General features: G+C 71.0%; 10 protein-coding genes and 2 pseudogenes. 6 read left to right on the top strand and 6 right to left on the bottom strand.

Translation table 11 applies throughout. The features are described 5' to 3' along the window. A pseudogene (locus IF09_RS0139115) lies at window positions 1-172 on the top strand (ABC transporter ATP-binding protein); the annotation flags it as partial. After that, entirely contained in the window at window positions 159-1,325 is a 1,167-nt protein-coding gene (locus IF09_RS0139120) for an ABC transporter permease (RefSeq protein ID WP_267882210.1), read from the top strand. The pseudogene IF09_RS0139115 and the gene IF09_RS0139120, both read left to right, overlap by 14 nt. On the opposite strand, the gene IF09_RS0139125 is transcribed toward IF09_RS0139120, so the two are convergent. Next, on the bottom strand, window positions 1,279-1,995 hold the full coding sequence (locus tag IF09_RS0139125) for a TetR/AcrR family transcriptional regulator C-terminal domain-containing protein (protein ID WP_030304258.1): 717 nt from the start codon (window positions 1,993-1,995) through the stop codon (window positions 1,279-1,281). The two genes, IF09_RS0139120 and IF09_RS0139125, sit on opposite strands and share 47 nt — an antisense overlap. 174 nt (window positions 1,996-2,169) lie before the next feature. Here IF09_RS0139125 and IF09_RS0139130 point away from each other — a divergent pair, with 174 nt between their 5' ends. Further along, window positions 2,170-3,798 (top strand): CocE/NonD family hydrolase, encoded by a 1,629-nt coding sequence (locus IF09_RS0139130; RefSeq protein ID WP_234321337.1) that lies wholly within the window; start codon window positions 2,170-2,172, stop codon window positions 3,796-3,798. Window positions 3,799-3,919: 121 nt separating this feature from the next. Here IF09_RS0139130 and IF09_RS0139135 read toward each other — a convergent pair whose 3' ends face one another. From IF09_RS0139135 to IF09_RS0139150, 4 genes are all read right to left on the bottom strand, one after another. Further along, complete coding sequence (locus tag IF09_RS0139135) at window positions 3,920-4,144, bottom strand: hypothetical protein (protein WP_030304262.1); 225 nt, start codon at window positions 4,142-4,144, stop codon at window positions 3,920-3,922. A 104-nt stretch (window positions 4,145-4,248) separates the two neighbouring features. Continuing rightward, entirely contained in the window at window positions 4,249-5,436 is a 1,188-nt protein-coding gene (locus IF09_RS0139140; RefSeq protein WP_030304265.1) for an MFS transporter, read from the bottom strand. Between the two features lie 111 nt (window positions 5,437-5,547). Beyond that, window positions 5,548-6,603, bottom strand: a complete 1,056-nt coding sequence (locus tag IF09_RS0139145; RefSeq protein WP_030304267.1) for a tartrate dehydrogenase — start codon at window positions 6,601-6,603, stop codon at window positions 5,548-5,550. Window positions 6,604-6,660: 57 nt separating this feature from the next. Beyond that, window positions 6,661-7,554 (bottom strand): LysR family transcriptional regulator, encoded by an 894-nt coding sequence (locus tag IF09_RS0139150; protein WP_030304268.1) that lies wholly within the window; start codon window positions 7,552-7,554, stop codon window positions 6,661-6,663. A 39-nt stretch (window positions 7,555-7,593) separates the two neighbouring features. On the opposite strand from IF09_RS0139150, the gene IF09_RS0139155 reads away from it, so the two are divergent. Next, on the top strand, window positions 7,594-8,022 hold the full coding sequence (locus tag IF09_RS0139155; RefSeq protein ID WP_030304270.1) for a carboxylesterase family protein: 429 nt from the start codon (window positions 7,594-7,596) through the stop codon (window positions 8,020-8,022). Here the strand turns inward: IF09_RS0139155 and IF09_RS0139160 are convergent. After that, window positions 8,019-10,049: an ATP-binding SpoIIE family protein phosphatase gene (locus IF09_RS0139160; protein ID WP_158710208.1), complete on the bottom strand. Its 2,031-nt coding sequence runs from the start codon at window positions 10,047-10,049 to the stop codon at window positions 8,019-8,021. The two genes, IF09_RS0139155 and IF09_RS0139160, sit on opposite strands and share 4 nt — an antisense overlap. 474 nt (window positions 10,050-10,523) lie before the next feature. Between IF09_RS0139160 and IF09_RS0139165 the strand changes: the two are divergent. Together IF09_RS0139165 and IF09_RS0139170 are read left to right on the top strand one after the other, a co-directional pair. Continuing rightward, window positions 10,524-10,688, top strand: a pseudogene (locus tag IF09_RS0139165) (cupin); the annotation flags it as partial. Then, window positions 10,688-11,767 (top strand): cytochrome P450, encoded by a 1,080-nt coding sequence (locus IF09_RS0139170; RefSeq protein ID WP_051833666.1) that lies wholly within the window; start codon window positions 10,688-10,690, stop codon window positions 11,765-11,767. The pseudogene IF09_RS0139165 and the gene IF09_RS0139170, both read left to right, overlap by 1 nt. Window positions 11,768-11,847 lie beyond the last annotated feature (80 nt).

The raw sequence follows: 11,847 nt of genomic DNA on the forward strand, positions 1-11,847 counted from the left end.
GCGGCTCGCGCAGCGTGTGGTCCTGCTGTCCTCGCGGCCCGGCCGCATCGCCAAGGAATGGACCGTCGGCATCCCGCAGCCCCGCCGCATCGAGGACGCGGACGTCGCGGAACTGTCCCTCGAGATCACTGAACACCTGCGTGGGGAGATCCGCCGCCATGGCCAGCACTGACACCACCCCCAAAGCCAAAACCGACGACCTCGCCGGGCTGGAGGCCGGCCTCGACGCCCTCGACGCCGTCCAGACCCACCGCACCCCCGCCCGCGAGGTCCTCGTCAAGAAGGCCTTGCCCCCGCTTCTGGCCGTCGGCCTCGTGCTCCTCGTCTGGCAGGTCCTCGTCGCAGCGCACGTCACCGACGAGACCAAACTCCCCGCACTGTCCGCGGTCTGGGACAGCCTGTCCGAGATGTGGGTCAAAGGCACCCTGCTGGAGGTCATCTGGACCAGCGTGTCGCGCGGTCTGCTCGGCTTCCTGCTCGCCCTGGCCATCGGCACCCCGCTCGGACTCATCGTCGCCCGCGTCAAGTTCGTCCGCGCCGCGATCGGCCCCATCCTCCAGGGTCTGCAGTCCCTGCCCTCGGTCGCCTGGGTGCCGCCGGCGGTGCTCTGGTTCGGGCTCAACGACGCCATGATGTACACGGTCATCCTGCTCGGCGCCGTCCCCTCCATCGCCAACGGCCTCGTCTCCGGCATCGACCAGATCCCGCCGCTGTTCCTGCGGGCCGGCCGCACCCTCGGCGCCACCGGCCTCAGCGGTGCCCGGCACGTGGTCATGCCGGCCGCGCTCCCCGGCTACCTCGCCGGCCTCAAGCAGGGCTGGGCCTTCTCCTGGCGCTCCCTCATGGCCGCCGAAATCATCGCCAGCTCCCCCGACCTCGGACTCGGCCTCGGCCAACTCCTCGAGAACGGCCGCAACAACATCGACCTGCCCGGCGTCTTCCTCGCCATCATCCTCATCCTCGTCGTCGGCATCGCCATCCGCTTTTCACATGCCGTACATGGACCGGGTTCACCGCCGCCCCTCACCTCATCGGCGTGGCAGCTGGAAGTGCTCTCACTGCGCGCCACCACCTCGATCTGGGCAGGCTCGCGAGCGCTCTGTGTCCCATCGCCGGGGCGCGACGGCAAGCCACCGGCCACGTCACCGAAGCCGGACACTTCGGCTTTCTCCTTCGGCCGTCCCCGGCGCGAGCTAGCGGCACCCCGAGGGCGCCGGTTCGTCGGTCACCGCGCGCCAGAACCACCCCGTCATCCACGTCTCCCGGCGGCCTACTGGATCAGTTGGTGTCGAGGCCGTCGATCAGGCGGTTCAGGAACCGGCTGAAGGTGGCTTCGGGAGCAGGGGGGCGTCCCGGCGCCGCGAGGGCTGCGGCGAGTTCCGGGTGATGGCCGTCTGCGGCGACGACCGCGAGGTAGCGGGCTTCGGCTGCGGCCCGGTCCGGGGACTGCGCCAGCGCTGCCTGCGCCGTCTCGTGAGCGACGTGCCCCGCCACGAACGCCGTGAGCTGGGCGAAGACCTCCAGCTTCGCCGCACCGTCCAGTCCGGCGGGCCGCAGGGCGGCGAGCGCGCGCTCCAGGAAGGCCAGGGTGTGGGGGCCGGGGACGCGGCGGGTGGTCAGGGCTGCGGGCAGCCAGGGGTGCCTCAGCATGTGGGCGCGCTGGAGGTGGGCGATCGCCTTCAGGTCGGCGCGCCAGTCGCCGGTGAGCGTGTGTGCGGTCGGCAGTTCGCCGCTGACGTGGTCGACCATCAGGTTCAGCAGCGTCTCCTTGTCGGGCGCGTAGCTGTAGAGCGACATGACGCCGGCTCCGACCCGTTCGGCGACTTTCCGCATGGTGACCGCTTCGAGCCCCTCCGAGTCCGCCAGGGCCACGGCCGCCGCGGTGATCGCCTCTCGGCTGTAGGCGGGCTTGCGGCCCCTTCGGGGCTGGTCAGAGCCCAGCCAGAGCTGCTGGGGGTCGATGCCTGGGGCGCCGCCATTTCCTTCGCGGGGCACGGTCCACGCTCCTCTCCTTGATCGGCGGCCCTTGCGGGCCCCAGTCAAGCATGCTCTATTCTCGTACACTGTACGGAAATTAGGAGGAGAGCGATGACGTCACCCACGCACGGTGCTGTGTCGAGGCCCACCTGGGCACCGCCTGCCGGGAAACCGCCGCTGGCCGCACGGATGATGAGGGCGACATGGCACCGTCTCCCGGCCAAACTGCACGAGGTCGGGTGGGAGCATGGGCTCGTGGTCCCGGCCGCCGACGGCAGCCCGCTGATCACGGACCACTACTTCCCGCGCACCGAGGGCGACTTCCCCACCCTCCTGGTGCGCTCGCCGTACGGCAGGGGCCTGCCGTGGTCCCCCATGTACGGCCTGCTCTTCGCCGAACAGGGCTTTCACGTGGTCCTGCAGAGCTGCCGCGGCACCGGCGGTTCGGGGGGAGCGTTCGACCTGTGGCGCAATGAGGCGGCCGACGGCCGGGCCACGGTGTCCTGGCTGCGCGAGCAGCCCTGGTTCAACGGAACGCTCGGGACCATCGGCCCCAGTTACCTGGGCTACGTACAGTGGGCCCTCGCCCTGGACCCGCCGCCGGAACTGAAGGCGATGGTGGTGCAGGTGGGGCTGCACGACCCCTACGCCCTGTTCCACACCGACGGTGCGCTGCGCCTGGAGACCGCCCTCGCCGTCGGCGTGGGCATGACCTACCAGCACCAGGGCACGGGACCGTTCCTGAAGGCGACACTGCGACTGCAGCGCCGGCTGCGCGAGGTCACCACCGCGAAGCCAGTGCGCGGGGCGTACGCCTCGGCCCTCGGGGGCCAGGTGCCCTGGCTGGACGAGGTGATGACGCACCCGGACGCCGACCACCCGTACTGGCGGGGCGCGTCGCTGGCCAAGTCGGCACTGCGGCTCCGCGTGCCCACGAGTCTGATCACCGGATGGCACGACGCGCTGGCCGACCAGACCTTCGAGCAGTACGACCGGCTGTGTGCGGCCGGGTGCGAGACCGCCCTGCTCGTCGGCCCCTGGACCCACGCCTCCGCCCTGCAACAGGGCTGGCCCGAGGTGTTCGCCGAGAGCCTCGCCTGGCTGCGCGCCCACCTGTGTGCCGATCCCTCCGGCCTGCGTCCCACGCGGGTGCGCTTGCACGTCGGCGGCCAGGACGCCTGGAGGAACCTCGCCGACTGGCCGCCGGCCACGGACGTCAGCCCGTGGTTCCCCACCGCGCAGGGCCATCTCACCCAGCAGTCTCCGACGGACTCCGCGCCGCTGACGTCGTTCCGCTACGACCAGGAGGACCCGACCCCCTCCCTCGGCGGCCCTCTCCTCTCCCGTACCGCCGGTCCGCGCGACAACAAGACCCTGGAGGCCCGGGAGGACGTACTGACGTTCACGGGTCCCCCGCTGACCGCGCCCGTGGACGTCCTCGGCCCGGTCTCCGCGCGGTTGAGCATCTCCACGGACACCGGTCACGCCGACGTCTTCACCCGCCTGTGCGACGTGGATGCCCAGGGCCGCTCCGTCAACATCTGCGACGGGCTGGGCCGCCTGCGGACGGTCGGGCAGGAGCCGTCGCAGATCACCGTGCCGATGAGCTCCACCGCCCACCGCTTCGCCGTCGGCCACCGCATACGCTGGCAGATCAGCGGAGGCGCGCATCCGCGGTACGCCCGCAATCCCGGCAACGGGGAGCCGGCGGTGGACGCCACCGCCTTCACACCGGTGCGCATGACGCTCCACGCGGACTCGGCACTGATGCTTCCCGTGCACGCCCGCGGTTCCGGGCCCCGCCCCGCGGCCCACGACTGACCAGCCGGACCGAAGGCCCGGCTTGCCCGATCGGGGAGAGCCGGGCCGGATCCTCGGCCTGTACCCGTCGAACCCGGCTCACCCTCCGAGGCCGCGCTCCGTACGCTCTGCTCCCGCCGGCTCAGACGGCCTGGGTGGCGAAGAGCTCCAGGTGACCGCAGTTCGGGCAGCGGTACGCATCGATCTGGCGGCGGGGGCGGCCCATTCTCTTCGCGCCGCCCAACAGACCGCGCTCGAGCGGCCCGGCGATCCAGCGTGCATAGCCGCGGGAGCCCTCGCCGTTGTCCTCGACGAAGCCCTGCTCAAGACCGATCGTGCCGCAGTACGTGCACCTCACTTCGCTCACCGGCCGATTGTAGGCGCGACGGCACCGGGCCGTGGGGTCGGTGCTCGAACTGCACGTTCGGCTTTTCCGTCCGGGCCTGGCGTGGCCTACGGGGCGGCGGTGCGCTACGCCTCGCGCACGGGGTGGCGGAGCAGGTAGACGGCCGCGGTCGAAACCAGGGCGGTCATACAGGCGAGGAACACCAGTCCGGCGCCCTCCAGGCCGACGGGCCCCGCCAGGACGCCCACGCCGATCACCGGTACCGAGATGCCCGCGTACGCCACCACGAACAGCATCGAGATGACCGCCGCGCGCTGGTCGGCCGGTGACGCCCCGGCCACCGCGGAGAGCGCCCCGCGGAAGGCCAGGCCCTGTCCACTGCCGCCGACGAGCGCACTGAGGACCACCAGCGCCAGCAGGTCCCAGTACAGGGCGCCCGCGAGCAGCAACAGCCCGGCGAGGAGTGCCGCACAGCCCAGCGGCAGGGACCGGCCGACCCCGATGCGGCCGACGGCCAGCTGCCCGGCGGTCGACGCGAAGAAGGCCAGCGCGACGATCAGCCCGCTCACGGCCCGGTTGTGCACGCCCAGCGATTCGACGAGGAATGCCGGGCTGACCGACGTGAACACTCCGAACAGCGCGAACCCCACGAACGAGGCGGTCGCGGCGGGCACGAACACCTGCCGCACCGACGCGGGCAGAGCGGGCCGCTGCGGCCGTACCGCCGCGAGCGGCTGCCGTTCCCGTACCGTCTCGGGAAGTGGCAGCAGGACGGCGGCCGAACCGGCCACGAGGACGAGGTGCACGGCGAACGGCAGGTACAGCGGCCAGGGAGCGTACTGGGCGAGCACACCGGCGAGCAGGGGGCCACAGCCCAGCCCGCCCATGTTGGCAGCCGTCGCCACGAACGTGGCGCGGGAGGAGCCGTCCCGCGGTGCCAGTTCGATGACGTAGGCCGTGGCGGCTCCGGTGAACAGACCTGCGGAGAGGCCCGACAGCAGCCGGCCCGCGTACAGCCAGCCCAGCCCGGTGGCGCACAGGAAGCAGCCGGCGCTCGCCGCCGCGAGTCCGAGGCCCGTCAGCAGGACGGGCCGCCGGCCCACGACGTCCGAGGCGTTGCCCGCGAGCAGCAGGACCCCCATGACGCCGAAGGCGTACACGGCGTACACGACCGTCACCTGGAGCTCGGAGAATCCGAACTTCTCCTGGTAGAGGCCGTAGAGGGGGGTGGGCAGGGTGGTGCCGGCCATGCACACGGCGAACACCGCCCCGCCGAGGTAGCACTGGCGCCAGCGTCTGCGATCACCGTCCATGCCGTCGACGGTAATGGCGCCCGGCATCGCGGACGGTGCGGCATGCCGACGCCACGGCATCGGGCACGGCTCCGGCCTCGTCCTTGGTGCGTGCCTGGCCTCCGCGCCCCGTCAGAGGTGGCGGAGAAGGGTGGAAGTGAACTCGGCGGTGGAGGCGGAACCGCCGAGGTCGCGCGTGCGCACCGGGGTGGTGGCCAGGACGCGGGCGATGGCGTCGGTGACGTCGGCCGCTGCCCCGGGGTGGCCGAGGTGGTCGAGCATCATGGCGGCGGACCAGATCGCACCGATCGGATTGGCGATGCCCTGCCCGGCGATGTCAGGGGCTGATCCGTGGACCGGCTCGAACATGGAAGGGTGATCGCCCTGCGGGTTGAGGTTGGCGGACGGAGCGATGCCGATGCCGCCGGCCACGGCCGCCGCCAGGTCGCTGAGGATGTCCCCGAAGAGGTTGGACGCGACGACGACGTCGAAGCGTGCGGGGTCGAGGACGAACTTGGCGGCCAGCGCGTCGATGTGCTCCTGGTTCCACTCGACGGTGGGGTGCTCGGCGGAGCGCTCGGCCACGAGCTCGTCCCAGAACGGCATGGTGTGCACGATCCCGTTGGACTTCGTCGCCGACGTGAGGGGCCCGCCGCGCCGTTCGGCGAGGCCGAAGGCGAAGTCGAGGAGCCGGGTCACTCCCGCCCGAGTGAACACCGCTTGCTGCACGGCCATTTCATCGGGACAGCCACGGTTCATCCGACCGCCGATCTCGCTGTACTCGCCTTCGGTGTTCTCCCGGACGACCACGAAGTCCACTTCGCCGGGCACGGCCGCCCGGACGGGGCTGGGAAGACCGTCGAAAACGCGGATGGGGCGGAGGTTGACGTACTGGCCGAAGGCCCGGCGGATCGGGATGAGCAGCCCCCACAGGGAGACGTGGTCCGGCACACCCGGGTAACCGACGGCGCCGAGGAGGATCGCGTCATGGCGGCGGAGCTGCTCCAGTCCGTCCTCGGGCATCATCGATCCGTGGCGGAGGTAGCGCTCGCAGGACCAGTCGTACCGCTCGTAGGTGAAGGAGATGCCGTGCCGCGCCCCGACGGTGTCGAGGACCTCGCGTGCCGCCGGGAGGACTTCGACGCCGATGCCGTCACCGGGGATGAGGGCGATGCTGTGGTTCTTCATGGCTCGCATTCCAGCAATCAGGGGTCGTCCCGGTCCAACACGTATCCCCGATGTGCCTCATAGGCTGGTCCTATGAGCCGGTGGTACGGCGATCTCCAGGAAGGCGCGGGCAGCCGGCGTCAGCTGCCCCTTACGGCTCACCAGGACGTTGTGCTGGACGCGGGCCGGTTCCAGGTCGAGGACGAGGGCTCCGGCCCGCGCGGACAGGTCGGCCCAGGATTCCGTCACGACCGCCAGTCCGACACCCCCGAGCACCAGGGGCAGGAAGGCCATGCGGTGTTCGGTCTCCACTGCGATGCGGACGTCGATGCCCTGTGCCTTCAGGTCGTCGACGTAAGCGCGGATCCCGGTCCCCCGCTGCCCCACGATTAGCCGGTGCCCTCGAAGCTGCTCGGCTTGCACCGCCCGCCCGGGCGGGAAGGGGCCGTCCATCGGGGTGACCAGGACGAGCCTGTCGTCTCCGACATGGTGCGGGACGACGTCCCGGCTCGGCAGCGGCGACGAGGTGGTCAGCAGTCCGAGCTCGCAGCCTCCGGTGCGCACCCTCTCGACCACGTCCTCGCGGGTGAGGGCTACGCGCAGGCTGGGCGACACCGCTGGAAAGCGCTCGGTGAAGCGCTGGACCATGGTGCTGAGGGGTTCGATCGTGGGTGAGGCCATCGCGACGATCTCCAGGCGCCCACCGCGCAGTTCACGGACGGAGCCGACGCTGGCCCGCGCCAGCTCCAGCGCGTGCAGGGCTTCCCGCGCCCGTGGAACCAGTGCGCTACCGGCCTCGGTCAGGACCGCCCTCCTGCCGATCCGATGGAACAGGCGGCCGTCCACGTCGCGTTCCAGGGCCTGAATGGCCTGCGACAGGGACGGCTGCGACACGTAGAGTGCCGCGGCCGCGCGGTTGAAGCCACCGTGGTCCACGATGGCGAGGAAGTACGTCAGCTGCCGGAAGTCCACGGTTCAGCGTAGGCCGTCCGCGACGCAGCGCACGCTTCGGTGAACTGCTACGAGGCTGCCCGCCCCGGCGCACGGCCGATCGACGTACTCATCGACCTGAGCACCGACGAGCTGTTCAGGAAGCCCACCCTGGCGTTCGCGGAAGCGCGGGCGGCGCGGGGTCGCCCAGTCTGGGCGTACGAGTTCGGTTTCCCCACCCCCGCACACGACGGCCGCCTGGGCGCGCCGCACTGCCTGGACCTGCCGTTCGTCTTCGACAATTTCGACAAGTGGTCGCACGCGCCGTTCCTTGCTGGAATGGACACCAGAACCAGGGACGGCCTCGCCAGGACCATGCACAGGGCGTGGATCGCGTTCATACGCACCGGCGACCCCAACCACCCGGCCATGCCGCGCTGGGACCGGTACGACCGGCAATCCCGCACCACCATGCGCTTCGACACCGTCACCACGGCCGTTTCACGCTAGCCGAGAGGCCCGCCCAGGGGCTGCTCCGTCCAGATGGTCTTCCCGCTCCCGGTGAACCGGCAGCCCCAGCGGTCGGTGAGCTGGGCGACGAGGAACAGGCCACGCCCGCCCTCGTCCGTCTCCCGTGCACGACGCAGGCGCGGCTGGGTGCTGCTGGGGTCGGACACCTCGCAGACGAGCACCCGGTCGCGGATCAGCCGGAGCCCGACCGGTCCCCCTGCGTAGCGGATCGCGTTCGTGACGAGCTCGCTGGCGACGAGCTCCGTCACGAAGCTCAATTCGTCCAACTGCCAGCTGGACAACTGACCCACCACCAGCTCACGGGCGTGCGCGACGAGGGACAGGTCGGCCTCGAGTTCCCACTCGGCGACCTGGTCGGACGAAAGGGCGTGGGTGCGGGCGAGCAGCAGGGCGGCGTCGTCGGAGGGCTCTTGAGGAAGCACGCTGTCGAAGACGCTCTGGCCGATCTCGCCCAGGGGCCGGCTCGAATTCGCGCCGGTGAGCGCGCTCCTCAGTCTGTCCATTCCTTCCTCGATGTCGCCGCCGCGGCTCTCGACGAGTCCGTCCGTGAAGAAGGCGAGCATGCTGCCGGGCCGTACGCCGAACTCCGTTATCTCGAAAGGCATTCCGCCGACTCCCAGGGGCGGTCCCGGCAACACGTCCACGAAGACCGGCTGCTCACCAGGCGACACCATGGCCGGCGGCGGATGTCCCGCCGTGGCAGCGACGCACCCCCTTGTCACCGGATCGTAGACGGCGTACAGGCACGTCGCTCCGAGCACAGCCGCCTCGGAGCGGGAAACGCCGTTCACCTCCTCTCCGGAGAGACCGATCACCAGATCGTCCAGGTGCGTGAGGAGCTCACCCGGATCCAGATCGAGGTCGGCGAGGGTCCGCACCGCGGTCCGCAGTCGCGCCATGGCCGCGGTGGCATCGAGGCCATGGCCGACGACGTCCCCGACGACGAACGCGACGCGCAACGACGGCAGGGGGATCACGTCGAACCAGTCCCCGCCGACTCCCAGGCCGCCGCCCGCCGGCTGGTAGAGGCCTGCCGTCTCCGCGGCGGCGGAGTCCAGGGCCGAGCGAGGCAGCAGGCTTCGCTGCAGGGCGACCGCCGACAGGTGCTCCTTGGTGTAGCGGCGCGCGTTGTCCACGCCGAGTGCGGCCCTGGAGACGACGTCCTGCAGCAGGGCGGCGTCCTCGTCGCCGAACGCGGAAGGCAACTGGCTGCGCCAGACCGTGACGCAGCCAAGGATCAGACCTCGTGCGTAGAGCGGTACCGCGATGGAGGAGTGAGCCCCGCTCGGGACGAACAACGGCAGGCTCTCCGGGTCCACGCCGAGCTCGGCGTGCAGGATGGCGACGTCCGGCACCACCACGGGAAGCCCCTCCATGAGGGGACGCATCAACGTACCGTCCGTTACAGGGGGAAGCGCTTCTCCCACCGCCAGGAGGTCCTCGGCGGATATCTCCGGGCTCTGCGCGGCAGCGGTCCGGCGCAGGCGGACGTCGCCGCTGGCGTCAAGGTGCGGGGGCTCGTCACCCACCAGCACCTGCTCGGCGATGTCCACGGTCGCCAGGTCGGCGAAATCGGGCACGAGCAGGTTCACGAGGGTCTCGGCCGTCTCGGTCACGTCCAGCGAGGCGCCGATGCCCGCGGCGGCGGCGTGGGACAGTCCCGTCCGGCGTCGCCACGCATCCGGCTCGACCGCCTGCACCACGGTGTCCGCCGGGGTGACCAGGACGAGCCACTGCGCGTCGGCGCCGCAATCGCCTGGGGTGCGGGCTGCAAGCCGGACAACGGTGCAGGTCAGGGCGGCCTTTTGGCCGGCATGACCACCACCCGGAATGGTCACCGGGCGGCCGACCGGTGCCCCATCCGTTCCGGCTCGCGGCACCAGCCCCAGCAGGGGCGCACAGGTCTGACCCGGCGCGCAGTCGAGCAGCTTCACAGCCCCCTGCGAACAGGCGACCACCACCCCTGCGTCGTCCAGTACGACCGCTGCCGTTTCGCTGACGGGCACCGAGGCCGGCCTCGGGCCACGATGCTCGGGTTCACGCATTTCGCCTCCACGCACCGTGACCTTCAGTATCTTCCCCGAGCAGAGACCCGGCGACCCGCAGCACGCGCCTTCGCCGCGCAGCCCTCCTGCTACGGCCGGTCATCACAAGGCGGCTCTCAGTGGCCGCTGCCCGTGGCGGAACCAGGCCGCCCGGCCGCCACCGCGTCCCCACGGCATCGGCTGGGGGCTTGGCCGGGCCGGCTGCCTCGGCCCGCTTGTACGACCCCCAGGGGTACGCATGGGTGACCTGGACGGACCCGTGATCGTTAAGGGCGCGTCCGGGTCAACGGAGGCACTCTCGTGCCAGTGGGGTAGGGGTGTTGCATGGCGACCTTGTGTCGGCCGGCCGTGTCGGTTCCGGAGTACCTCAACGCCCTGGAGGGGACGCTCGAGCTCGTACGCTCCCGTCGTGCCGGCCATCCCCGACCTGGCCTCCAGTCGTCCCCGCCCCCGGACCACAAACGCCATTTCGAGGAACTCCCGGACATCCTCTCCGCCGACGGGCCCGTGGACCACGGTGCCATCGCGGCGCTGCGCCGCCGCTACGACATCGAGCAGCTCACACCGCTGCGCCGTGACCAGCCGGCGAGGCGTCCGTAATGCACGACACAACCGCCCCCTTGTACGAGGCCTCGGACTTGGCCGCGCTCGACTTCGACCCGTTTCTGCGCGAGGCCGCGCAGGCCGCACCGGTCATCCGGATCCGGCTGCCGCACGGAGCCCCCGGCGAGTGCTGGCTGGCGACACGGCACGACGCCGTCCGGTTCGTCACCTCCGACCCCCGGTTCAGCCGCGACATCGTCGGCCGACCGCTGCCCAGTATGAACAGGTACCTCGTCCCGCTGGACCGCGCGGTCAGCTTCGTCGACCCTCCCGACCACACCCGCATCCGCTCCGTGGTCTCCTCGGCGTTCAACCGCTTCGGCATGGCAGCCCTGCGCCCCCGCATCCAAGCCGTACTCGACGAGCACATCGACGCCATGGTCGCGTCCGGACCCACCGCTGACCTGATCCGGCACGTGACCTCCCCCTTCCCCATGCACGTCATCGGCGCTCTGCTGAGTGTCCCGGAGGCCGACCGACCCCGCCTGCGCACGTGGGCGAACGCCATCTTGACCCGGGCGAAAGACGAAGCGGGCGTCGAGCGGGCCCGGCGGGCCAAGGAAGAAGTCCGCGCCTCTTTCCGCGAACTGGCCCGCGAACGCCGGCGCCGGCCGCAGGACGACCTCATCAGCCAACTGGGAGCCGCAGTCGAGAGCGGCAGGATCGAGGAGGAGGAACTCCTCGCACTGGCCACGCTGATGGGAATCAACGGCTGGCACGCGGTGCGCAATCACACCTCCAACATGGCCTACCTCCTGCTCACCCACGACAGCCTGATGAGCCGGCTCCGGTCCGACCCGCAAGCCGTACCGGCGGCCGTGGAGGAGCTGCTGCGCTGGATCCCGCACAAACACGGCGTCGGACAAGCCCGCATCGCCACCGAGGACGTCGAGGTGGACGGCGTCCTCATCCGCCGCGGCGAGGCCGTGTACGTCTCCTACGTGGCAGCGAACTGGGACGAGCGGCACTACCCCGCGCCGCACCGGATCGACATCGACCGCAAAGGCCCGCCCCACGTCGCGTTCGGCTACGGCCCCCACCACTGCCTGGCACCCTTACAACCCCTAACGAAATGATCTCCGGGCTGGTTGGATGTCCCTGAGGACGTTGATCTGGGGGTGTGGGGTGGCTCGGCGGAAGCCGTGGGAAGTGGACG

The sequence above is a fragment of the Streptomyces katrae genome (assembly GCF_000717655.1).
Taxonomy (GTDB): Bacteria; Actinomycetota; Actinomycetes; order Streptomycetales; family Streptomycetaceae; genus Streptomyces; species Streptomyces katrae_B.

Excerpts from the sequence above, each read along its gene's own strand:
- IF09_RS0139120 (WP_267882210.1), top strand. The coding sequence starts at position 159 with ATGGCCAGCACTGACACCACCCCCAAAGCCAAAACCGACGACCTCGCC.
- IF09_RS0139170 (WP_051833666.1), top strand. The coding sequence starts at position 10,688 with ATGCACGACACAACCGCCCCCTTGTACGAGGCCTCGGACTTGGCCGCG.
- IF09_RS0139130 (WP_234321337.1), top strand. The coding sequence starts at position 2,170 with ATGAGGGCGACATGGCACCGTCTCCCGGCCAAACTGCACGAGGTCGGG.
- IF09_RS0139140 (WP_030304265.1), bottom strand. The coding sequence starts at position 5,436 with ATGGACGGTGATCGCAGACGCTGGCGCCAGTGCTACCTCGGCGGGGCG.
- IF09_RS0139145 (WP_030304267.1), bottom strand. The coding sequence starts at position 6,603 with ATGAAGAACCACAGCATCGCCCTCATCCCCGGTGACGGCATCGGCGTC.